Raw genomic sequence first — 22,665 nt, 5'->3', positions numbered from 1 at the left:
GGCCCTCGAACTCGGCGGCAGTGACACGGCGCGAGGAGGACTGAATGGGCATGCGGGACGTCTGGGGCCGGATGGGCAGGCGCCGCCGGCTGCGCCGGGTGGCCAGGGAGACCTTCGGCTGGCCGGACCTGCGCCCGGGCCAGGGCAAGGCGATGGAGCACCTGCTGCGAGGCCGCGACGTCCTGCTGGTCATGCCGACCGGCGGCGGCAAGTCGGCCGTCTACCAGGTCCCCGCCCAACTGCTTCCCGGGCCGACCGTGGTGATCTCGCCCCTGATCGCCTTGCAGCGGGACCAGATGCTCGCGCTCACCGGCCGCGACGCCGGCGGAGCCGTGATGGTCAACTCCGCCCAGTCCGAGGGGGCGAGCGAGGACGCCATGGACCAGATCCGGGCGGGCCGAGCCGAGTACATCTTCCTCTCACCCGAGCAGCTGGCCAAGCCGTCGGTCGTGGAGCGGCTCGCCACCGTGCGCCCCTCTCTGATAGCCGTCGACGAGGCGCACTGCGTCTCCACGTGGGGCCACGACTTCCGGCCGGATTACCAGCGGCTCGGCCGGGTGATCGAGCGCCTCGGCCACCCCCCGGTCATCGCCCTGACCGCGACCGCCTCGCCACCGGTACGCGACGACATCCTCGCGACGCTCGGGCTGGCGGAGGCCCAGCAGATCGTCCGCGGTTTCGACCGGCCGAACCTGTCCCTGAAGGTACGGCGGTTTCACGAGGAGACGGACAAGAGAAAGGCGCTGATCGAGGACGTCGGCGGGCGGAAGGGACTGGGCCTCGTCTACGTCGCCACCCGGCGGGACGCCGAGTCATACGGCGAGGAACTGACCGCGGCGGGCCTGCGTGCGGCTTCCTACCACGCCGGGATGAAGGCTGCGGACCGCAAGCGGGTGCACGAGGCGTTCCAGAATGACGAGCTCGATGTCGTGGTGGCCACCTCGGCGTTCGGCATGGGAATCGACAAGCCGGACGTCCGCTATGTCCTCCACACCGCTCCACCCGAATCCCCGGAGTCGTACTACCAGGAGATCGGCCGCGCCGGACGTGACGGAGAACCCGCGGCCGCCGTCCTGTACTACCGCTCACAGGACCTTGGCCTACGCCGCTTCTTCGCCGCAGGTAAGCCCGACGAAGAGAAACTACTTCAGACCGCGACGCTCCTCCAGACCCACGGCGGCACCGTCCCGGCAACCGAGATGCGTACCACGCTGGGCGTCGGCGCATCCAAGCTGACCGGCCTGGTGAACCTCCTGGAACAGGCTGGAGCCGTGGAAACGACCGGCCGCGGACACCTGCGATACGTCCAGGAGGGACCACCGCCCGAAGAGGCCGTGGCACGCGCCACGGAACTCGACGAGAAACGCCGCCGCGTCGACGAATCACGCATCGACATGATGCGCGCCTACGCGGAGACGACGGATTGCCGCCGCCGTTTCCTTCTGGAATACCTGGGCGAGCCCTACTTGGGCTCATGCGGGCACTGCGATATCTGCCAGGCCGGGGCGACTGCCACGAACCGTGTCAATAGAACGTCCACCCCGCCGGACCAGACCGAAGAGGCCCCGTTCCCCCTACACGCCGAAGTGCAGCACGCCGCATGGGGAACCGGAACGGTGATGCGGGTGGAACCCGACCGCATCACCGTGCTCTTCGGGGAAGCCGGCTACCGCACGCTGTCCCTGGATGCGATCCAGCGCGACAACGACCTCCTAACCCTTCGCTCCGACGCTGCACTTGCCGAAAATCACGTCCACGCAGGTGGAAGGCGTAGAGGGGTGCTCGGGCGCCGTGCTTGATCGGCTGCGAAACAGGCGGCGGCAGGGCGGTCGCCGCGGGATGATGGGCGGCTGTGTTCTTGCGACTGGCCTACTTGACTGCGGCTAACGCGTTCGCGGTGCTGCGTCAGCTTCCGATGACCGATCGGGAGAAGGACACCGAGATTTTGGTGCTGCGGCACCAGATCACGGTGCTGGAGCGCCAGCTCGACGGTGAACAGATACGGTTCACCGTCCACGACCGAGCACTGCTTGCGGCGTTGCTGCACCGACTCCGTCCCAGCGTGTTACGGCGGATGCGGTTACTGGTACGACCGGACACGGTGCTGCGCTGGCACCGCGACCTGATCGCGGCCCGGCACGCCGCCCGATCCAGACCCAACCGGCCGGGTCGCCCACCGACCGTCCGTTCCATCCGCACGCTGGTACTTCGCTTGGTGCGGGAGAATCCGGGCTGGGGCTACCGGCGGGTGCACGGCGAGTTACTGGTGCTCGGCGTCAAAGTGGCGCCTTCCACGGTCTGGAAGATCCTCAAGGACGCCGGCGTCGATCCGGCACCTGAGCGTTCCGCCGTCACCTGGGCCAGCTTCTTGCGCTCCCAGGCCAAGGCGCTGCTGGCGTGTGACTTCCTGGAGACCGTGACCCTCACCGGCGCCCGCATGTACGTGCTGGCAGTCATCGAACATCACACCCGCCGTGTCCGGGTTCTGGGCGCGACCGCGCACCCGAACGCTGCATGGGTGACGCAGGCGGCCCGGAACCTGGTCATGGACTTGGAGGACGCGGGGTGCCGGGCACGGTTCTTGATCCGCGACCGCGATGGTAAGTGCCCCGACTTGTTCGACGTCGTCTTGGCCGATGCGGGTATCCGGTTGGTGCTGACCGGGGTGCGGTTGCCGAGGATGAACGCGGTGATGGAGCGGTGGGTGCGGACCTGCCGCCGTGAGCTCCTAAACCGGACGTTGATCTGGAACCAGCGGCACCTGCTCGACGCCCTCCGCGAGTTCGAGACCTTCTACAACGAGCATCGCCCGCATCAGGGCATCGCCAACGCCCGCCCGTTGAAGCCGTTGCCTCCGCCGATCAGCGAACCAGACCGGATCGCTCACCTGAACATCCGAAGAAGGCAACGTCTGGGCGGAATCCTCAACGAGTACGAACATGCCGCTTGACCTGCGCGGACGAGGTTTTCGGCAGGGACAGTGCTGTGGACGAGTGCCGGTATCGCAAGGATCAGGACAGCGTGTTCGGCAGGATCAGTAACTCGGCCAGGAGGGTGCGGCCGGACTTCGGATCTGGCAGATCGTCCGGGGGCCGCCCCGTCCGACGGACGAGGCAGCCACCTCGGGCGTTCGGCCGCGAGATCGTCCGGCGGAGACTATGGTCCTTGATCGTGATCAACGGCGTGGTGCCGGGCTTGTGGGGGCGCGCCCGTGGCCGACCCGGTCGGGGGAACGGCTCGGTATCGGCCGCCTTGCGCCGGCCGAGTGGGCGGACGCCGCCCTCCCCCGGCTATTTCTCCCTGGGAATGGCGCCGGCACTCCGGTCGAAATCTGGGATGACGACGACTGAGTGATCACCTTTGACAGTTGTTGATGGGAGGAAGCACGTTGCAGAACGAGTCGGCCCCCAAAGCCGGTCTGCTCCTACGAGATCGCTACCAACTGGAACGGCCGATCGGGCGGGGCGGCATGGGGCAGGTCTGGCGTGGCACCGATCTGCGGCTGCGCCGGCCGGTGGCCATCAAGATCCTCCCGTCCGATCTGGCCGCCGACCACAACGCCCTGGCCAGGTTCCGGCGGGAGGCGGAGACCGCCGCGGCACTCCAGCATCCGGGCATCACCGTCGTGTTCGACATCGATGACGTCCACGCGGCGGACGGCACGACGATGTTCCTGGTGATGGAGTTGCTCGAAGGGAAGGACCTTCGCACGGTCATCAGGGAGTCGCCGGGAGGTCTGCCGGTCGCGCGGACGGCGTCATTCGCGACGCAGATCGCCGACGCCCTGGCCGCGGCGCATGCAGGCGGCGTCGTCCACCGCGACATCAAACCGCAGAACCTCATGGTGCTCGCGGACGACCGGATCAAGATATGTGACTTCGGTATTGCACATCTGGCAGGCGCCGCGACGCGTCTCACTGTGCAGGGCAGTTCCATCGGCACTCCCGCCTACATGGCGCCCGAACAGTTCCGCGGCGAGCCGCTCGGTGTCCAGACCGACCTTTACGCGTTGGGCTGCGTGATATACGAGATGCTCACAGGTTCACCGCCATTCAGTGCGGATGGTGAGCTGCATGCACTGATGTACCGGCATCTCAACCAGCCACCCCCTGCGCCGCGCTCCAAGCGGCCGGAGACGCCCGAATACCTCGACCGCCTGGTATTGGATGCGCTCGCCAAGAATCCCGCCGACCGGCCGGGCAGCGCCCAGGCCGTCGCGGCCTTCCTGCGTTCGAGGAACGACGCTCATGCCCCGGCGGCCGGCCCCCCGGCGGCCTTGCCCCCGCGGCCCACAGTTCCTGGCGAACCGCCCACAGTCCCCGGTCAGCCACCCGCGTTTTTCGGCCAGCCGCCCGCGGCTCCCGAACCGACGCTTGCGCAGGCGCCTGGCACGCGTCCGCGGCAGACCGCCATCGGGAGCAGGCGAAGGGCCCTGATCGCGGGTACGGCCGGCCTCGCGGTGGCGGCGCTGATGGCTGCGGGCGTCTTTCTTCTGCTGCGCGATTCCGGACACGGCCGGCCGGAGGCCGACTCCTCCTCACCGCCCGGCGCGAAGCCGAGCGGCGGCGCCTCGTCCGCCACGCAGCAGCCGGCGCCGACGGACAGTACTGTCCCGGTCGGCGGGGCGGACCCGACCAGCCTCGCCGCCCCCCGCCAGACCTTCAGGATCGGGCAGACCGCGAAGGTGCCCTTCGCCAACGGCGGCAACGAGAAACTCGCCATCACCGTCACCTCGATCGAGAAGGCCCCGGCCGCCGACCTCGCCGCCTTGAAGGCGCACGGCAAGGAAACCAACGGTGCGGTGCTGTTCTATGCAAGATACTCAGCCAAGAACCTGGGTGGCGGTGTTTCTGACGTGGGAGGCACTGCGACAAATATGGAAGGTGTGCTCCAGGACGGGAGGACGATTCTCTCCGACCTGGTCTTCGGCTTCTCCCAATGCAGCGGCGAGGCTCCCAACGGCGAACTCCCGGTCGGATCGTCATACAAGGCATGTGCACTTTTCCTCGCACCGTCCGGGGACACGGTGACCGGCGTCGAATGGGTCCAGAGCCAAACCGATAAATACGCGGATCCCAACGGCGTCTACTGGAAGCAATGAGTACGAAGCATCGCGCGTGGCCTGGCAGCAGGCCGTACCGGTCCCGCGCGGCGGCCCGACGGCCGCCCGAGAATCGCTGCCATTGGCGTGGCGTTGAAGGCGCGCTGATCTGCAGATCTCGGTGGAGGGACGGCGTGCTGGAGTCCGGGCCCGGAGCTGATCAATGGTCGCTATCGACTGCTCTCGGTGATCGGCCAGGGGTCCATGGGCCGGGGGTGGCGGGCGCACGACGAGGTGCTGAAACGGGACGTGGCGGTGAAAGAGGTCCTGCTCCCGGGCGAGAACGTGGCTGAGGGCCAGGACTGGGACGCGAGCGACCGCGAACAACTGGCGGATCTGGCCATGAACGAGGCGCGGTCGACGGCTGCGCTGAACCGTCCGGGCATCGTCGCCGTGTTCGACGTCATCGAACATGACGACGTCCCGATGATCGTGATGGAGCTGCTCAAGGGCCGCCGGCTCGCCGAGATCCTGCGCGAGAAGGTCAGGCTGGCGCCCCTGCGCTTGCCGAAGACTCCATCCATGCTGGTCAGGCAGGGGTGCCGACGAGCCAGCCGCAAGATCGTCAACAGTCCATGTCGGCTCGTTGTCGGCTCGGCGGTTCCGAACCGGATCGGCACGCGGCGGCACCGTGTGGCACCAGAATCGGGCTTGATGCGGACGGATCGACACAGGCCGACACCGAGCAGGCCACTCCGATACGACACTTTCGGACTTTTAATCCGTAGGTTGTGGGTTCGAGTCCCACGCGACCCACCACGTCTGACCAGGGCAAACACGAGAACGCCCTGGTTTGCCCCCTGCCCGGCATGTCCCGCTTCGTTCCCCTGTTGGCTCGATGTTGGCTCGGCGGCTCGATCCGGACCTCCAACCACCCGGCTCAGGCCCGAGAAGCGCTACCTCTAGGCCCTCACAATCTGGGGCACATCGCCCGCCGCAACCGGCAGCCGAGCCGACCAGAGCGGGCAACCGCAGACACGAATCCGCAGTCCAGCATGCGCTGCTCCCGGCAAACCCAGCGAGCAATCCAGCAGCCCTAACCTCGCCACCTCGGCCAACTGCCCGATCAGCGCCCCCCGGACAAGATCCAAGCCCGCACCAGGCGCTAGTGGGAAGGACGCGAGTGATCGAAGCTGCCGAAGCAGGCTGCTTTGGCGTCGATCGCCAGCGGCTCATTGCGGACGGTGCTGGTGGCTGCGGTTCGGGCCCGCGCCTGGCAGCCAGCCGATGTTGGTGCGTGTTTCGGTGATCAGTGTGTCCACCACGTTCGGCGCACCGCCGCGCGAGAAGGCTTGGCGTTGGCGGGCGGCCGAGCTGCCACGCGCCAGGGCCGCTTGGGCCAGTTCGGCCACAAGGTCCCAGTCGCCTGCCGCCTCGAGCCGCTCCCGGCAGCGTTCCAGTAGCCCTTGCAGGAGTTGCGGGGCCGGTACCGATGTGCCGTCGAGAGGGTCGACCAGTCCGCCTTCCATGCCGGAGCGGGCGGCTCGCCAGGTCGCTGCCCGGACCACTTCGGTACGGACTCGCGGCGCCGGCCGGCCCGCGGTCACAGCGTCGACCTCGCCCCCGACGATCGCGCGGAACAGTCCCGCGAGGAGGACGACGTCCTCCAGCCGGGGGCAGGCGTCGGCGATCCGCAGTTCCAGTGTGGGCAGGTGCGCGGACGGGCGGACGTCGTAGTAGATCATCCCGGGGTCGCTGATGGTTCCGGTCCGGACGAGGTCTTCGATCATCGCGTCGTACTCGGCGGCGCCGGTGAACGCGCCGAGCGGCCCCGTGGTCGGCCAGCGTGACCAAAGCATCGTGCGGTAGCTGGCGTATCCGGTGTCCAGACCCAGCCAGAACGGAGAACTGGCCGACAGCGCAATCAGCGCCGGCAGCCATGGTGCGATGCGGTGGCCGACGTGGACCGCCAGATCGCGGTCGCCGATGTCGACGTGCACCTGAGTGCCGCAGATGAGCTGCTCGCGGACGAGTAACCGGTACTCGTCGAGCATGTCCTCATAGCGAGGATTCGGGGTGACCTTGAGCGACTCCAGGTCCGCGACGGGAACGGTGCCGGCCGCGACGACGCCCAAGCCGAACCCGTCGGCCGCCGCGACGAGCCTGCGCCGCAGCGCCGCGAGGTCCTCGGCAAGGTCGACGAGCCGGGCGCACGGGCGGCTGTTGGCCTCCACCATCGAACACTGCAACTCGGCGACGAACTGTTCACGGGGCAACTGGGAGAGCAGACTGTCGGCCTGCGGTACAAGCCGACGGGACTCCAGATCGACGATGTGGAATTCTTCCTCGACGCCGACCGCTACCGGCCTGGTCCCCTGCGTCAACTCCAAAGTAGTTCCACACTTTCGTTCAGGGATCATCGATACGGACCGCTGCCCGCATGTCTGGCGGGTGAAATCGTCCGGTCGCCGTTTCAGGAGTCGGCGGCCAGGCTGGCGAGCACTTGTGCGGTGCGGTCGAGGGCCGCGGCGATCCAGGGAAGGCGAGTGGGTTCCGGACTGATGAGAGCCATCTCTCTTTGTGTGTCGTCTTGGCCGTAGAGCAGGCTCGTCGCGATACGTACTTTGAGATCCTGGGGCTGATCGCCGAAGGCGCTGCCGGGTACGACGGCGACACCGTGTTGTTCGATGAGCAGCCGGGTGAGGTCCGCGGAGGTCTTGGCCTGGAGGGCTGGGCGCACGGGTTCGAAGTCGGGATAGAGGTAGAACGCGGCCTTGGGAGCTGGTGTGGGAATGCCTGCTTCGGTGAGGCGGTCGGCCATCGCCGTGACGACGGCCTGGTGGAGCCGGCGGGAGGCCGTCACGTGTTCGATGATTTCGGCGGGTTCTCGGAACGCGTATGCGGCGGCCCTTTGGATGGGGCCGGACGGTGCGGTCCAGATGTTGCTGGAGACAGCGAGCAGTCGTTGCCGGAGTTCGGGGTCGGGTACCCAGGCGACTCCGATCCGCCAGCCTCCGAGGGCGAGGTTCTTGCTCAGTCCCGTTGTGATCACGGTGCGTTCGGGCGCGTATCGGGAGGGGCTGGGGAAGTCGTGGTCGGAGTCGAAGACGAGATCGCGGTAGATCTCGTCGGAGATGATGGTCAGGTCGAGATCGCGGGCTGCCCGGCACAGGCATTCCACGGTTTCGGGGCGCGCAAGCGTGCTGGTCGGGTTGTCGGGGATCGTCAGGATCACCGATCGCACGTCGCGTCCCTGTTTGCGGGCCTGGGTGACCTGCGCCGTCAGCTCGTCGGGATCGGGCACTCCGCCTTCGCCTGGGCGGGTCGCCGCGAACATCGGATGGACTCCTCCCATCTCGGCTTGGACGGCGTAGCTGACCCAGCTCGGGCGTGGGAGGACGAGGTCGCCGCCGAGTGCGAGCATCACGGCGAACAGCAGGGGCTTGCTGCCGGGGCCGCAGACGATCTGGTCGGGGTCGGCAGCGATTCCGCGGCGCTGGAAGTATCCGGCTGCGGCTTCGCGGAGTTCCCTCTCACCGTTGACCGCCCCGTAGGCATTGAGGCCGGATGCGGCGGCGAGTTCGGACTTGAGGGACGGATGCACGGGCAGTCCGCTCTCGCCGAACGCCAGTGGAAGTGTCGCGAGCCCGCCTCGCATTCGCTGGATAGCGGTCTCGTGAGCAGCTAGATTCGCAGCTACGGTAAAAATTGGATTCCTCATCCATGCGAGTTGCTGGGAAGGGGCTGAGGTTTGTGGTCACCGGGACCCGCGGGGGTAGCCCGGATTTCGAGGGTGCGCCGACAGGGGGGCTGATCCACGACCGGGATCGCGGATGACCTATTCGAGAGTCAGCTCCGGTGAGCGGATATGGAAGAAGATGGCGTGGGAGAAGCGGCTCGGGGTCAAGCGGGAGACGAGCGCGTCCGCCACTCCGATGACACGGTTCCGGGTAACTTTGTGTTCACTCAATACCGACTCCGTCTTGATCTTCACGCACTCCCAGCCGTGTAGTGCGAATTCCTCCCGTAACTGCTTCGGCGAGTAGGCGGTGTAGGCGAATCCATGGACGTCGCCGTCTAGTTCGTGCGTGTAGATGAACCGTGGCGCGCTACCGAAGTCCTCGATTTTGGCGTTGACCCGTTCACTTCTGTACCGGCGGAAGGTGTTCGGTACCGAGCCGATCACGTTGGCCTGGCCACTCGACATCGCTTGGATGGTTTTGAGGGTGGCCTCTCGTTCTTTGAACGACATGTGTCCGAGAACTCCGAAGAACAGCAGTGAGAGTTCACTTTCCGCGGCGAGTTCGGTATCCACTGCTTCCAGTTCCTTGAAGCAGTGGACTTTCCCCTTCAAGCCTAGTCTGAGTGCGGTCTCCGCTATCTGGGCGCGTGCCGCGTCACTCCGTTCCACTGCGATGACGGTGTAGCCTCTCTCGGCTAGGGGAATGGCGTAGCGACCGTGACCGGCGCCGATGTCGGTCAAGACCGCTCCGGGCGCGGCTACGCGCAGTACGCGTGCGAACGCCAGGCGATTTGGCCTTGGATAGCGCTGGGTATACTTCCTGGTCCTGAAATATGTCTCATATGAACTGTAGGTGTCGTCGTCCGAAGGTGCCATCAGGCCCGATCCATCCTGTCTTCGCCACTGGTCATTGGGTCACGGCGTCGTCTGCGAGCGTAATTCCAAAACCCTGAGAGGTATGCAAGGCAAGGAAGTTCATCATGCCTCTAAGTGCAATAGCGGGGCTTTGACAGGCACCACTGACGGCCACCGCCAGGTAATACGGTTTCGCCTCGCCAGGAAACGGATGTGCGACTGAGGGTGGATTGGATCCGCACTTATCGTCGACGTCGCGCCGCACTCGGATGTCAACAACCCATCAGTGTTCCGTTGGGGGATCCCCTAACGGAACACCCATCCCAAGATCATTCTCAGCGCCAACGGCTGTCCACACTCGACCCCGATATACGCGAGTCCCCAGTCCGGGATCCCTGCAGAGAGCGGCCACCGAGGCGCGTTAGGAGCCGTTCACAGGCCCGCCGTCTGGCTGGGAGGCGGGCCCGTGAGACAGGCCGGTCAGCCGGCGGGCCGCAGGGCGTCGCGGTTCCGTTCGCACCATTCGGCGAAGGTGCGGGGGCGGCGGCCGAGCAGGCGTCGTACGGTGTCGGTCCGGACTCCGGCAGTGTCGGCACGCATGACCGCCGCGGCCTCGAGGACGGCGTCGGCGAGCGGTTTGGGAGCGCCGCCGGGGTAGCGGGACCGGATGATCTCTTCGGGGGTGGTCGCTGCGCGGACCTCGATGTCGCGGCCGATCGTGTCGGCGATGATCTGAACCTGCTCGGCCGTGGTCAGGGCCTCGTCGCCGGTGAGGACGTAGGTTCGGCCCTCGTGACCGTCCTGGGTGAGGACGACGGCGGCTACGGCGGCGATGTCAGCCGGGTCGATGGCCGCGGTCCGGCCGGGGCCGATCGCGTCTACGACGTACCCGTTCTCGTGGATGGAGGGCACCCATTCGAGGGCGTTGGTGGTGAAGCCGCCGGGACGCAGGATCGTCGCGGGCACGCCGGACGCTTCCAGGAGCCGCTCGCGTTCGCGGTGCCAGCGGCCCATCGCGGGAACCGGGTCTCCGTCAGCCCAGATGGATGACAGCAGCACGATCTGCCGCACGCCCGCGTCGCGAGCCGCGGTGATGGCGTTCGAGGCCTGGTCGACCCCGATGCCGGGGGTGAGCAGGAAGAGCCGGTCGACGCCGTTGAGGGCGAGGGCGAGCGTCGCGGGTTCGTCCAGGTCGCCGACCACGCGCTCGGCACTCGTGGGCAGGTCGGCCGCGCGGGCCGGATCGCGGACGAGGATGCGGACCTTCGCCTTCGCCGCATCGAGCTCTCTCACCAGCTCACGGCCGATTCGGCCGGTGGCCCCTGTGATCAGTATCATCGATACTCCTATTCATTCGCCGTCTAACGATCAACGAGAAGGATGTTAGCCGGGAAATGATTAGCCGTCAATCGACATCCAGCCACAGGGGGCGGCGATGCCCGAGTTCCTCAACCTGCACAGCAAGACGACGAAGGTGCTGCGCGCGCTGGCCGAGACCGCCATGCGCCGCCACGGCCTCCACCAGGGGCAGGACCACCTCCTGGCGGTGTTGTGGGAGCGTGACGGCAGCACGCCCGGGGAGGTCGCCGCCGCGCTGCACGTCACTACGCCCACCGTCGTCAAGATGGCCACGCGGATGGGCGCCGCCGGCCTGCTCACACGCCGCCGCGACGAGCGCGACAACAGGCTGGTCAGACTCTGGCTGACCGACGCCGGCCGGGCGCTTCAGGAGCCGGTCGAGGCCGAGCGCCGCAGTCTGGAGGAGAAGATCACCGCTGACCTCACCGAGACCGAGCGCCGCTGCCTGATGACCGCGCTGGCCAAGGTCCACAAGTCGGCGAGCGACCTGCTGTGACCGGACCCCGGACCAGTGCCGCATTCCGGAAGTGCCGGGCTCTGCCTGTGGGCGCAATCCTCGTGCCACGTCGTGGCCGCCGGTTGATCGAGCACGCGCAGGTGATGGCACCGATCCCCGGGAGGCTGACGAGCGAGAACACAGCACGCGAGCTGATGAGGAATCCCCTGTGCCTCATCCACGCGTCCCTTGTGGCTGAGGCACACACCTGGCTCGCTTCCTGAGGTGGCGAGCCCGATAGGCCCCGGGCGGAGAGACCACGGGGCCGAACCAGGCCCTGGCTGCGATGATCTTCCGGCCCTGATCGGCCTGCTTGAACTTGCCCAGCGACGCCGCTGGACAGAGCACGGTGTGCACGCGGGTCACGCCTTGCCGGGGGCGCCTCGGACCGGGCTGGGCGTCCCACCGGGGTCCCGCTCTGGTGAGCTCGCGTAATCGAGCGTCACGTATTCGCCTCTCGGAAGCCCGCTCGGTCACTGTTCGTGGTTGCCGGGGGGCGTAGCGGCTCCAGGGGCCGGCTGGCTTCGGCGGCGATGCGGGTGATGCCATCGGTGGGGAGATGAACCGCACCGCCCACCGCTGACACCGCCTCCGCGCCGGCGGCCTTCAGCGCATCCCAACAGCGCAGGACACCCCGAGTGCGGAGCAGTGACGATCACCGGTGTTCCGGCAACCGCGGGTCGGCCAGCATCAGGGGGACGATCTGCTCGCGTATCCGCTCGGGGGACGGCGGCTGCCCGTGGGTCAGGAGACCGAGGATGATCAGGGCAGGGCCGAGATCGGCCCGTACGTCAAGGTCGGCGACGTCGCCGACCACCCGGCGCAAGCGTTCGCGGTTGGCCTCGCGCAGCGGGATGACCTTGGCCTCGCGCACGGCTTCGGCGAGGTCGGGGTCGGAGCCGGAGAAGGCGACCTCGAGCAACGGCCGGGCCGGGCCCGTCATGCCCTCGGCCAGCGCTTCGAGGCCGGCGATCAGGTCGGCGACGGGGTCGTCGGTCTGGGGCACGTCGCGCCTGGCAGCCGCCGACCGCAGCGCCGCCAAGACTAGACCGCGTTTGTCGGGCCAGCGACGATAGAGGGCTCCGAGGCCAATGCCGGCCCGCTCGGCCACGTCGGCGACCCGCAGCCCGGCATAGCCCCGCTCGGCGAGCAGGGCAAGGGTGGCCTCGAGTGCGGCCCGGCCCACGGCGGGATCGAAGGGTCGGCCACGCGCCTTTGCCTCGGTCACGTTCCCATAATAGCGGAAGGCTTGACTTCCGTTATTTGGCCCATTAAAACGGAAGTCGTAATTTCCGTAATGCCCGCACCAGTGCGGTCAGGCGCTGGCCGCGCCCGCTGAAGGAGGACGGACATGACCATCCCCGTCGTCGACATCCACGCCCACTTCTCGCCGCCCACCACACAAGACCAGCGTGAGGCACTCTGGAAGCTCATGCACAGCGCGCACATCCTGACCTCGGAGCCGCCGCACTGGACGCCGGAGGCGACCCTGGACGTCATGGACCGCACAGGGGTGGCCATGCAGATCCTCAGCAGCGTGCCGCCGTCCCGGGAGGCGCTTCGCGCCTTCAACGACTACGGCGCAACCCTTGTCGCCGAGCACCCGACCCGATTCGGGCTGCTCGCCGCGCTCCCCACCGATGACCCCGACGCCTGCCTCACCGAGATCAGCCGTGCCGACGGCGAACTCGGCGCCGACGGGTTCGCCGTCCTCGCCGAATACCACGGGGTGTGGCTCGGCGATGCACGCCTGGAGCCGGTCTGGGCGGCGCTCGACCGGCGCGGCGCCACCGTGTTCGTTCACCCCAACCCGTTCGCACCGCCCACCCTCAGCCGTCCGAGCATCCTGTTGGACGTCGCGCTGGAAACGGCGCGGTCTGTCACCGACCTGCTCTACGCCGGCGTACTACGCCGCCACCCCCGCGTACGGCTGGTCATAGCCCACTGCGGTGGAGCGCTACCTGCCCTGGCCGGACGGCTACTCACCCTCGGCACCGAAACGTGGGTCCCCAACCCGAATCAGCTCACCCGGGACGAGCTTCGCACCCAACTCGCCGGCCTCTACCTCGACACCGCCGCCAGCGGCGAACCACAACCCCTCGCCGCCGCATTGGCCATGACCAGCGCCGACCACCTCATCTACGGCTCCGACTGGGGCGCACCGTGTACCACTGAGACAACAATGCAAGCGACCCGGCACGGCCTGGCCAACACCCCACTGCTCACCGACGTCCAACGCGAGACCATCTGGCGCAACGCCCTCAACCTGCTGCCCACCGCCGCCAAACGAGTCGCCGAACAACAAACCCCCCACACTGCGTAAAGAGCCGACGTTGGCGCATGCCCGTCGCCTGCGCCGCCCTCGACCTGACCGCCGCCCTCCTCTGGTAGCCGGGGGGGCGGCTCTTCGGTCCCGAGGATGTTCCCACCCCCCGTAAGTCTGATCGAGCGGCCGCTCTCACCGGGTGTCGTTATTAGAAGGCGGTCTCAGTGGATCAATGCATCGACTTGTCCGCAAAGGTCAGCGTAAACCTCGTCGGGTGTTCGGTAGCCGTGGATCCTGCGTGGTCGGTGGTTGAGGTCAGCGGCGATGGCGTCCAGGTCTGCTTGGGTGAATGAGCGCAGGTCGCGGTTCTTGGGCAGGTACTGGCGCAGGAGGCCATTGATGTTTTCGTTGGTTCCTCTCTGCCATGGGCTGCGGCGTTTGCAGAAGTAGACCGACATGGCGGTGTCGGCGGTGAACAGGGCGTGTTCGGCCATCTCACGGCCGCGGTCCCAGGTCAGTGTTCGGCGAAGGTGAGGCGGGATCTGCAGGGCGGCGTGAGTGAGGTGGGGCCGGACCTGGTGGGCCTTGATGCCGTCGGGGAGCGCGACGAGGCGGACCAGGCGGCTGGTGCGCTCGACGAGCGTGGCGATGGCCGAGGGTCGGGTTCCCATGACCAGGTCGCCTTCCCAGTGACCACCGATTTTGCGGTCGTCGACTTCGGGGGGACGTTGCCCGATCGGCAGCATGTCGCGGATGCGCCCGCGACCGCTGGGCTGGCGCGCCTTCCGCGGGAGGCGCATCACTCGGCCGGTGCGCAACCGGCGGGACAGTTGCCGGTTGATGGCCCGACGCCTGGGGTCGAACAGCGCCAGGTAGATGGTCTCGTGAGAGACCCACATGGCCGGGTCGTCGGGGAAGTCCAGGCGCAGCCGGCCGCTGATCTGCTGCGGCGACCACCGTTGCCCGAGTAGTTCCTCAACCATCACCCGCAGATCCGGGCGTCCTGCGAGCTTGGCCTGCTTGGGACGACGAGCGCGGACTTCGGCGGCAGCGCCGGCTGCGCCGGCGCGGTAGCCTTCCCGGCCGCCGTTGCGGGCGATCTCTCGCGACACCGTCGAGGCCGGACGGCCCAGCCCGCGGGCGATGGCTCTGGCGGACTTGCCCGCAGCGATGCCTCTGGATATCTCCTCGCGCTCCTCACCCGCCAGGTGCCGCAGCGACCGGCAGCGCGGCGGGCTCTTCAGCCCACCGGTCTGCAGCAGGAATCACCGCACGTGCTGCAGTTGCGCTCCCATGCTCCTGGCGATGCCGCCCAGTGACTCACCGCTACGCCAGCGCCCCCACAGCTCCTCTTGTTGAGCTGTGGAGAACCCGTAGTCCCGCACCCGCACCTCCGTAATGATCAAGATCATTCTCGGTGATGCATTGACCCCTTGAATCCAAGAAGGTTTCTTGACGACAGCACTCCGCTACCGAGCGGTCCATGGCCCTCGGCTGGGACGGGCCGGGGAGCTCGCCGCGCCGCCGGTCGGCATCGCTCGCCGTGTCCGGTTGCGGGCGTATGTGGCAGATGACGTGTCGTCGCCGGGTGGGTGGGTCGATGATGGCGGTCATGACGGGGCGGGTACTGATCTGGGCCGGCGCACTCACCGCCGCGGCCTCTGCCGTAGGGCTGATCGTGTACTTCGCGGTCAAGGGTTTCCACTGGGTCGACACCGTCGGCGTGATCGGCGCCGTGGTCGGCATCGCCGGCCTGGTGCTGGCGGTGTACGGGACCGTCCTGGCCCGCCACACCTCATCCCCGGCTGAGTCGGCGGACCTGTCGCCGGGGAAGCGGCCGGTGCGGATCGGCGACCAGGCCACCAACACCGGCATCGTCTCCACCGGCGACGGCGCCACCAACACCCAGATCAAGGGCACCGCGTCCGGGCACGGCCGGGTCTATCAGGCCGGCCGCGACCTGCACATCAACGACGACCGGTGAGCACCCCGCCGACCGAGCCCGACGGCACCCAAGAGCCTGCGGACGTCCGGATGGAGGCCACTGCCTCCGGCGACGGCAGGGCCTACCAAGCGGCCCGCGACCAGTACATCAACGAGCGGACCATTCGGGTGCGCGCGCCCGCTGAGGTGCACGCCCCACCAGGCCAGGTCAACATCCCGGCGCACGCGCGCTTGTTCGTTGGACGCGGCACCGAACTGGAGCAACTGGACGCCGCGCTGGGAGCTGCGGATCCGGTGGTGGTGGCCGCGGTGCACGGGCTGGGCGGGGTCGGCAAGTCCACCCTGGCCGCCCGCTACGCCGCCGCCCACGCCCCAGCCGCCGGGTCCGGGGGCAGGGTGTTTCATCCGGTGTGGTGGATCACCGCTGACACCGGCGAAGCCGTGCAGGCCGGCCTGGCCGCCTTGGCGGCCGCGCTGCAGCCCGAACTCAAGACGGTCATGAAGCTGGAGGAGTTGGCCGAGTGGGCGCTGACCTGGCTGGGCTGCCATCCGGGATGGCTGGTGGTGCTGGACAACGTCACCGACCCCGCGCACATCGCTGCGCTGCTGGACCGCACGAGCAAGGGCAGGGTGCTGGTCACCAGCCGACTCGGCCAGGGCTGGCATCGGTTCGGAGCTCGGGTGCTGCGTCTGGACGTGCTCACCGCCGGGCAGGCGGTAGAGCTGCTGACCCGCATCGCCACCGCCGGAGGTTCACGAGTCGATCTGGACGGCGCGGACGAGCTGGTGACCGAGCTGGGATTCTTGCCGCTGGCGATCGAGCAGGCGGCCGCCTACCTGCAGCAGAACCAGCTGTCCCCTCGCCAGTACCTGCGCTACCTGGCCGACTCCCCGGCGGCGATGTACGACCTGCCCGCCGAGGGCAGCGACATCAGCAGCGGCACTGGCAGTGACGCGCGGACCATCGCGCGGATCACCCTGGACCAGCTCGCCGTCGGTACACCGGTGGCTGCCGAGCTGCTGCGGATCCTGGCCTGGTACGCCCCCGAGGCCGTCCCCCGCACTCTGCTCGACAACCTGAACGAGGTTGATGAGCGCAAGCAGTTCGCAGCTCCGCTCCTGCAGGACGCGCTCGGCAAGCTCGCCGCCTACAACATGATCACCCTCACCCCGGACAGCATCACCGTGCACCGGCTGGTGCAGGCCGTCGCCCGCACCCCCGACGACAACCCCGCCGATGGTGACCCGCACCGCCGAGCCGACGACATCACCGCCGCGCGTGACACCGCCACCCGCCTGCTGAACCACGCCCGTCCCCAGGACTACAGCGATCCGCCCAGCTGGCCGCAGTGGCGCCGCCTGCTGCCCCACATCGACGCCCTGGCCGACCACACGCTCCCGGCACCGACACCACCGTCGGGCTGCTCCGCGACACCGGCCTGTTCCTGTCCGGTCAAGGAGCCCACCCCCGCGCCCTGATGTATCTACAGCGCTGCCTGACCTCCGCTCAACGACTCCATGACCCCGACCATCCGTTCGTGCTGAACGCTCGCGCCTGCCTCGCCTACGCCTACAACGCAGCAGGCGATCTACAACGGGCGATCCCGCTGCTGGAACACAACCTGACCGAGGAAGAACGCGTCCTGGGCACCGACCACCCCCACACCCTGACCTCCCGCCACAACCTCGCCAGCGCCTACCAGGCGGCAGGCGGCCTGGGCCGGGCGATCGCGCTGCACGAGCAGACCCTCGCCGACACCGAGCGGGTGCTGGGCACTAACCACCCCCACACCCTGTCCTCCCGCAACAACCTCGCCTACACCTACGACGGGGCATCCAGCGTCGTCGACCAGTACGTGGCGTACCTGCGGCGCAAGATCGACGAACCCGGGGCGGAGTCGCATCTGGAGACCGTGCGCGGCGCGGGCTACCGGCTGCGGACCCTGGATCCCTCCGAAGGGGGATGACCCGACGTGCCGCTGCGGTGGCGGTTGGCCCTGGGCGCAAGAACACAGCCGTCTATCATCCGCGTTAACCGCCTCGCCGCGGCCTGTCCTTGCGACTGATCAAGCCCCGTGTCGGAGCCCGCGCCCTGCACGTCTCATCTGCACGGACGTAGTTTTCGGCAGGCACAGGGCTATCTGTCACTGGCGCGTTTCGTCGATCTTGGCGACCAGGTGCCGGGCGTGGTCGGGGAGGCATGCTCGTAGGTGGGCGTAGTGGTTGAGCGGGGCGGGTGAGGTGGAGGCATGAGGAGCCGACACCGTCCGTACAATGGCCGGGTGCGTCCGAAGATCTCTGTCCAGGGACTGCTCGCGCTGGTCACGCTGGTCGGCATCGCAGCGGATCAGATCACGAAGGCGCTGGCGGTGGCGGACCTGGAGGGAAAGGCTCCGAGGCACATTCTCGGCGACGGCCTGACCCTCGACGTCTACCGCAACTCAGGCGCGGCCTTCTCCTTCGCCCCGATGGCCACCTTGTTGTTCTCCGCGATTGCAGTCGGCGTCGCCGTCGTCATCACCCGCCAGGCCTCAACCCTGCGTTCGAGCGCCTGGGCCGTGGCGCTTGGTCTGATCCTCGCAGGTGCCGTCGGCAACCTCGTCGACCGCCTGCTCCGCACTCCTGGCGGCGGCCGCGGCGCGGTGGTCGACTTCATCGACATACGCTACTTCGCCACCTTCAACGCCGCGGACAGCTGCATCACAGCCGGGACAATCCTCGCTGTGCTCCTGAGTTGGCGCGGCATCGTGATGTCGGATCAGACGACGTGCGCCGAGAAGGAGACCCTCACAGGTTGATCACCACGTAGCGGACGCTGCGCTTGCCGAAAACTCCATCCAGGCTGGTCAGACAGGGCCGTCGATGAGCAAGCGACGAGACCGCCAATGGTCCATGTCGGCTCGTTGTCGGCTCAGCGGTTCCGAACCGGATCGGCACGCGGCGGCACCGTGCGGCACGCGAATCGGACTCGATGCGGACGGATCGACACCGGCCGACACCGAGCAGGCCGCATCGATACGGCAGTTTCGGACTTTTAATCCGCAGGGTGTCGAGCTGCGGGGATCCGCCCACCGGCATGCGTGTTCATCCAGGTGAGAGGCGGCCTTGTCCGGCGGTCCACTCCATCGACACGAAGCAAAGGCGACTGACACTGCAGCGGCCTCCGCCGCCGAATATGATCTTGTTCGTCGTTGAGCACCTCCCACGTTCCAGGGAGCCGCACGGGAGCCAAATGGGGAGCCACCGTTGGTGGACTCCCCCGGACCCGCCGCGACTCCCCCAGTGTTTTTCTGCAGGTGGGAGGCTCCCCGATCGACTTCCTTCGACCTTGATCGACTGGCCTGCCGTGCCTGGGGGCAAGAGCTACTGGCCACCAAGGCCGCCCTTGACACCGATGGCGGCTGCCAGCTTGGTTCTGTCAGCCGTCGTCCCATCGGCTGATGCCCCGCTCACGCGAAGGCTTGAGTTCGCCAGCGGAGTCTGCGCCTCCTCCACCGTCTCGGTCACTACCGCCCTGGCAGCGACCAAACGGCACAGCGCGACGCCACGGAGACAGCCCGTCGAGAACGCCACTGCTCAGACCTTTCAACGATGACAGGAGGGAGTGTGAACACCTTCCTCGGGCGGCGCCTGACCAGGTCAGCAAGGCCGCTTGTCGATGATTGGCGACACTGAGTACGCCCTACTAGGTCGGGTTTTGCTGGCACCGTCGGCCAGCAGTCCGTGGCGTAGCGTCCGGCGTCGCGCCGGTGACGGCCCCAACGTCGCGGACCATGCCGGTGAATCGATCAGCTCTAGGAGCCGGGCGACGAGCGCCCGCGGCGGAGCAAGCTTCAGCGGCTGGTGGAGGGTGTGGCCGCCAAACTTGGGCGATGTAGGCGAGCCTTTCTCGATCGCCGCATTTGAGAAGGTTTCTCCGACTACGGCCCTTTACGAAGTAGATCAACTTCAGCTTGGCCACACACCTCGGCGGTTACTTTGAGTCAAGATTCTATTACTGTTCGCGATAGCATGCTTGGTTCGGGGTGGTCAAGAGCGCTGGCCAGCCTGGCGCGGCGACGCAGGACCCGTTAGGGACCCTGTTCCCTAGCGATCGTGACGTTCCTCAACGGATCGAGGAGGAGTTCATTGGCAAAGATCATGATCGGTAAGTACGAGGGGTCGATCTACGAGGAGGGCGACGGGTGGACCGGCGCCATCTCGCTCGGGTTCGCCTCGAACGGCAAGCGCAAGCGGCTCAAGCGGAAGGGGAGGACCAAGACCGAGGTCCGCGACAAGCTCATCAAAGCAGCCAAGGAACTCGAGGCCGGGGTCAAGACACCCGCGAACTACACGGTGGCCGACGCGGTCGAGGACTGGCTGGCCAAGGGGCTCAAGGGCCGCGACGCCGGCACGGTCACGACCAACCGCATCCTCGCCGACAAGCACGTCATCCCTCTCATCGGCTAGGCCAAGCTCAAAGAGCTGCGCGCCGATGACGTCGACGAGTGGCTTGATGGCCTCAAGAACAAGCTGTCCACACGCACCCTGCAGGGCGTCCACGCGATCCTCAAGCGCTCGATCCGGCCGGCGCAGGCCCGGGACCGGGTCACACGGAACGTGGCCGAACTGGTCACGACGCCCAAGGGGAAGGCCGGGCGGCCGAGCAAGGCACTCACACTCCCCCAGGCCATGGCCTCCCTCGAGGCGGCCAAGTCCTCGCGGCTGCACGCCTACGTGGTGCTCAGCCTCATGGCCGGCATCCACACCGAGGAGGCGCGGGCTCTTCAGTGGGATCACGTCGTCGCCTGGGACGAGGAGGCGGACGCCTGGCGGCCCGTCGGCGAGGCCGGCTTCGACCACGACAGGTTCGCACTCTACGTCTGGAGGTCGGTGCGAAAGCACGGCGACACCAAGACCAAGAAGTCCCGCCGGACCCTTGAGCTGCCCACCCAGGCCGCGGACGCCCTGCGCAAGCACCATGGGCGGCAGGCCGCCCAGCGGCTCCGTGCGGAGCTCTGGCAGGACAACAATCTGGTCTTCTGCACAGGGATCGGGACAGCGCTGGACGCCGCCAATGTGCGGCGCGGCTTCCGGCTGATCACCTCGAAGGCAGGGATCGGGGAAGACTGGACTCCCCGGGAGCTCCGGCACTCGTTCGTCTCGATCATGAGTGACAGCGAGGTGCCCCTGGAGACGATCGCCGATCTGGTCGGGCACGCGGGGACGGCCGTGACCGAGAAGGTGTACCGGCACCAGCTCAGGCCGGTCATCACCCAGGGAGCCGAGGCCATGAACACGGTCTTCGGTCGGAGCCGGTCGGCGTAGGTCTGGGAGCGGTGGCTCCCCGTTTGGCTCCCGGACGGCCCTGGAGATCGAAAAAGGTCCCGGAGTGATCTCCGAGACCCTGTCTGACCTGCTAGAACGGGGTGGGCGATACTGGGTTCGAACCAGTGACCTCTTCGGTGTGAACACGACTGATCATGCCCCGCCCATACGGCTTCCCGACATCACCGCAGGTCAGATGCGGTCCTTTAGCTCGACACAGCACATCTCAAGGAAGATCAAGTCCGTTGCGATCTCCCACGACTGACACCCGGCCTCCATAGCAGTCGTAGCGCTCAGTAGTCACTCCACGGTGAGCCGCTGTTGCGAGCCCTTGCAAAGAGTCTGAGCGCACCCCTCGACGAGAAATTGACCTCTTACTCGACAGGAACCGTTTGTAGATTCGGTTGCGCTTTTGCTTGAAACAAAAAGAAGCCAGGGCCTTTACGTTGTAGATCTTAAATTTTTCGACCGGGCGCCCCCCTTCTTGTTCGGGAAGCCGCGGATTGAGCACCCAACGCCCCTTGCCGGCGGTGGTGAGAGGACGGCCAGTCTTCGGCTTCCAAGTGTCGCGCCGAGCCGAGCAACCCGCGCAACAGATCCCGGTGCGCAGAATCGGCCTGATCGATGCTGCCGGCGAAAGCCTGCGTACTTCGCGCCGACTTGGCGTCCCAACGGATCGGTGCCACTGCCAGCGCAGACACCGCCGCGCGCTCACGCTCGATCAGTTGAGGCACCAATCCCCGGGTGCCTTGAACGCAACGGCTGCGCCATCTGGGCGTTGAGCGACTCGGCGTCCACCGAGCCGTCGCCGACCCCGGCAACGACCGCCTCGGCAATCAAGGCGTGGCCTCCCCGAGCCAGATGGGTCCGCAGGAATTACTCAGAAGTATCGGCAGAGAGCCCGAACAGGTGCGAGGCGTAGCCGAGCGTATGAGTGAACATGTGCCCTTGGTCGGCGTTGGAAGCGAACTTGACCTCGATCACCACGGGCCCGCCGTCTCCGCTCCTCAGACCGCACCCTCGCGCCAAACATGTATCGAAACACTGCGTGCGCGCCTGCCGCCATGACGCGCCCACATGTGCCGCCCCGGCTCCTCACGCCGTCTCCTGACCACCTACGACGTGGAGCGCTCGCCGGGCTTGACGACCATCAGTGCGACCAGCGGAACCCGGCGGGTGCCGCGGGCGGTGACATCAGCCACCGGCGTGCGTCCGCGTCGTCCCCAGGTCGTGCCCTTGGCGGCCTCAGCCCCTGGCCGACTTCGTCCTCGAAACAGATCCAGCCGCCCAGGTCGCCTGCGGTGTTTGGCCGCACTCGCACCCGGCACCGGTCGATCTTCTCTTCCTCGCGCTCGGCGGCACGGCACCTGCACACTCCACCCGATCCGATGCAGCAGCGCGTAGACACCGGCCGGGGTGTAGGAGATGGCGAGCAACGCCCAGATCATCGCGGCGATCCGAGCAAGCGTCCACCGCCGGACCAGACCGGCTTCCAACGCCCCTCCAGGCAGTTCGTCTGCTCATACCGCACCCGCTAGTGTTTCGCTCGAATAGTTTCTTTTCGTTTGATTTTGGCGATGATCTCGTCGGCGTCTTTGGTCCAGGAGAATGGTTCGCAGCGGTCGTTCCAGCCGTCGATGAAGGTGCCGATCGTG

General features: G+C 67.4%; 18 protein-coding genes. 12 read left to right on the top strand and 6 right to left on the bottom strand.

Annotated elements, in window-relative coordinates; translation table 11 throughout:
- The first annotated feature begins 44 nt into the window (after positions 1 to 44).
- The 4 genes from amrb99_RS06485 to amrb99_RS06470 all read left to right on the top strand — a co-directional run bounded on the left by amrb99_RS06485 (position 45) and on the right by amrb99_RS06470 (position 6,007).
- Complete coding sequence (locus tag amrb99_RS06485; RefSeq protein ID WP_190853535.1) at positions 45 to 1,799, top strand: ATP-dependent DNA helicase RecQ; 1,755 nt, start codon at positions 45 to 47, stop codon at positions 1,797 to 1,799.
- A gap of 53 nt (positions 1,800 to 1,852) precedes the next feature.
- The gene (locus amrb99_RS06480; RefSeq protein ID WP_190853533.1) at positions 1,853 to 2,950 is read left to right on the top strand and encodes an integrase core domain-containing protein; all 1,098 of its coding nucleotides are present in this window, start codon (positions 1,853 to 1,855) and stop codon (positions 2,948 to 2,950) included.
- Between the two features lie 438 nt (positions 2,951 to 3,388).
- Positions 3,389 to 5,101: a serine/threonine-protein kinase gene (locus tag amrb99_RS06475; protein WP_190853531.1), complete on the top strand. Its 1,713-nt coding sequence runs from the start codon at positions 3,389 to 3,391 to the stop codon at positions 5,099 to 5,101.
- 186 nt (positions 5,102 to 5,287) lie between these two features.
- Positions 5,288 to 6,007: a hypothetical protein gene (locus amrb99_RS06470; RefSeq protein ID WP_190853524.1), complete on the top strand. Its 720-nt coding sequence runs from the start codon at positions 5,288 to 5,290 to the stop codon at positions 6,005 to 6,007.
- A gap of 266 nt (positions 6,008 to 6,273) precedes the next feature.
- Here the strand turns inward: amrb99_RS06470 and amrb99_RS06465 are convergent, their stop codons facing one another.
- The 4 genes from amrb99_RS06465 to amrb99_RS06450 form a co-directional block, all read right to left on the bottom strand.
- Positions 6,274 to 7,431 (bottom strand): glutamate--cysteine ligase, encoded by a 1,158-nt coding sequence (locus amrb99_RS06465; RefSeq protein ID WP_241755311.1) that lies wholly within the window; start codon positions 7,429 to 7,431, stop codon positions 6,274 to 6,276.
- Between the two features lie 83 nt (positions 7,432 to 7,514).
- Entirely contained in the window at positions 7,515 to 8,645 is a 1,131-nt protein-coding gene (locus amrb99_RS06460; protein ID WP_347256561.1) for a pyridoxal phosphate-dependent aminotransferase, read from the bottom strand.
- 234 nt (positions 8,646 to 8,879) lie between these two features.
- Positions 8,880 to 9,659, bottom strand: a complete 780-nt coding sequence (locus amrb99_RS06455; RefSeq protein WP_190853516.1) for a class I SAM-dependent methyltransferase — start codon at positions 9,657 to 9,659, stop codon at positions 8,880 to 8,882.
- 459 nt (positions 9,660 to 10,118) lie between these two features.
- Positions 10,119 to 10,976, bottom strand: a complete 858-nt coding sequence (locus tag amrb99_RS06450) for an NAD(P)H-binding protein (protein ID WP_190853514.1) — start codon at positions 10,974 to 10,976, stop codon at positions 10,119 to 10,121.
- A 97-nt stretch (positions 10,977 to 11,073) separates the two neighbouring features.
- Here amrb99_RS06450 and amrb99_RS06445 point away from each other — a divergent pair, with 97 nt between their 5' ends.
- A complete protein-coding gene (locus amrb99_RS06445; protein ID WP_190853512.1) occupies positions 11,074 to 11,493 on the top strand; it encodes a MarR family transcriptional regulator in 420 nt (139 codons plus the stop codon).
- Between the two features lie 655 nt (positions 11,494 to 12,148).
- Here amrb99_RS06445 and amrb99_RS06440 read toward each other — a convergent pair.
- The gene (locus tag amrb99_RS06440; RefSeq protein WP_190853509.1) at positions 12,149 to 12,721 is read right to left on the bottom strand and encodes a TetR/AcrR family transcriptional regulator; all 573 of its coding nucleotides are present in this window, start codon (positions 12,719 to 12,721) and stop codon (positions 12,149 to 12,151) included.
- A 123-nt stretch (positions 12,722 to 12,844) separates the two neighbouring features.
- Between amrb99_RS06440 and amrb99_RS06435 the strand changes: the two genes are divergently transcribed.
- Positions 12,845 to 13,816, top strand: coding sequence for an amidohydrolase family protein (locus tag amrb99_RS06435; RefSeq protein WP_190853507.1), 972 nt, complete (start codon positions 12,845 to 12,847; stop codon positions 13,814 to 13,816).
- Positions 13,817 to 13,980: 164 nt separating this feature from the next.
- Here the strand turns inward: amrb99_RS06435 and amrb99_RS06430 are convergent, their stop codons facing one another.
- A complete protein-coding gene (locus amrb99_RS06430; RefSeq protein ID WP_190853944.1) occupies positions 13,981 to 15,003 on the bottom strand; it encodes an IS30 family transposase in 1,023 nt (340 codons plus the stop codon).
- Positions 15,004 to 15,371: 368 nt separating this feature from the next.
- Here amrb99_RS06430 and amrb99_RS06425 point away from each other — a divergent pair, with 368 nt between their 5' ends.
- The 6 genes from amrb99_RS06425 (at position 15,372) to amrb99_RS49935 (ending at position 21,010) form a co-directional block, all read left to right on the top strand.
- Positions 15,372 to 15,743, top strand: coding sequence for a hypothetical protein (locus amrb99_RS06425; protein ID WP_190853504.1), 372 nt, complete (start codon positions 15,372 to 15,374; stop codon positions 15,741 to 15,743).
- Positions 15,740 to 17,182, top strand: coding sequence for an NB-ARC domain-containing protein (locus amrb99_RS06420; RefSeq protein ID WP_190853501.1), 1,443 nt, complete (start codon positions 15,740 to 15,742; stop codon positions 17,180 to 17,182). Before amrb99_RS06425 ends, amrb99_RS06420 begins: the two co-directional genes overlap by 4 nt.
- Positions 17,182 to 17,670 carry a tetratricopeptide repeat protein gene (locus tag amrb99_RS52230; RefSeq protein ID WP_277819851.1) on the top strand — a complete coding sequence of 163 codons (489 nt, stop codon included), beginning with the start codon at positions 17,182 to 17,184 and terminating at the stop codon, positions 17,668 to 17,670. The genes amrb99_RS06420 and amrb99_RS52230 overlap by 1 nt, the downstream gene beginning before the upstream one ends.
- A 315-nt stretch (positions 17,671 to 17,985) precedes the next feature.
- The gene (lspA, locus tag amrb99_RS06410) at positions 17,986 to 18,501 is read left to right on the top strand and encodes a signal peptidase II (RefSeq protein ID WP_347256560.1); all 516 of its coding nucleotides are present in this window, start codon (positions 17,986 to 17,988) and stop codon (positions 18,499 to 18,501) included.
- A gap of 1,330 nt (positions 18,502 to 19,831) precedes the next feature.
- A complete protein-coding gene (locus amrb99_RS49940; RefSeq protein WP_206699827.1) occupies positions 19,832 to 20,152 on the top strand; it encodes a hypothetical protein in 321 nt (106 codons plus the stop codon).
- A 222-nt stretch (positions 20,153 to 20,374) separates the two neighbouring features.
- A complete protein-coding gene (locus tag amrb99_RS49935; protein WP_206699826.1) occupies positions 20,375 to 21,010 on the top strand; it encodes a site-specific integrase in 636 nt (211 codons plus the stop codon).
- The last annotated feature ends 1,655 nt before the right edge of the window (positions 21,011 to 22,665 follow it).

It is taken from the genome of Actinomadura sp. RB99 (assembly GCF_014706005.1).
Lineage (GTDB): Bacteria > Actinomycetota > Actinomycetes > Streptosporangiales > Streptosporangiaceae > Spirillospora.
Note: the sequence above shows the minus strand (reverse complement) of the source record. Positions and strands in the feature narration are given on the sequence as shown.

Bases quoted from the DNA above. Each gene is read 5' to 3' on its own strand.
- amrb99_RS06485 (WP_190853535.1), top strand. From the start codon at position 45: ATGGGCATGCGGGACGTCTGGGGCCGGATGGGCAGGCGCCGCCGGCTG.
- amrb99_RS06425 (WP_190853504.1), top strand. From the start codon at position 15,372: ATGACGGGGCGGGTACTGATCTGGGCCGGCGCACTCACCGCCGCGGCC.
- amrb99_RS06445 (WP_190853512.1), top strand. From the start codon at position 11,074: ATGCCCGAGTTCCTCAACCTGCACAGCAAGACGACGAAGGTGCTGCGC.
- amrb99_RS06450 (WP_190853514.1), bottom strand. From the start codon at position 10,976: ATGATACTGATCACAGGGGCCACCGGCCGAATCGGCCGTGAGCTGGTG.
- amrb99_RS06455 (WP_190853516.1), bottom strand. From the start codon at position 9,659: ATGGCACCTTCGGACGACGACACCTACAGTTCATATGAGACATATTTC.
- amrb99_RS49935 (WP_206699826.1), top strand. From the start codon at position 20,375: ATGGCCTCCCTCGAGGCGGCCAAGTCCTCGCGGCTGCACGCCTACGTG.
- amrb99_RS52230 (WP_277819851.1), top strand. From the start codon at position 17,182: ATGTATCTACAGCGCTGCCTGACCTCCGCTCAACGACTCCATGACCCC.
- amrb99_RS06435 (WP_190853507.1), top strand. From the start codon at position 12,845: ATGACCATCCCCGTCGTCGACATCCACGCCCACTTCTCGCCGCCCACC.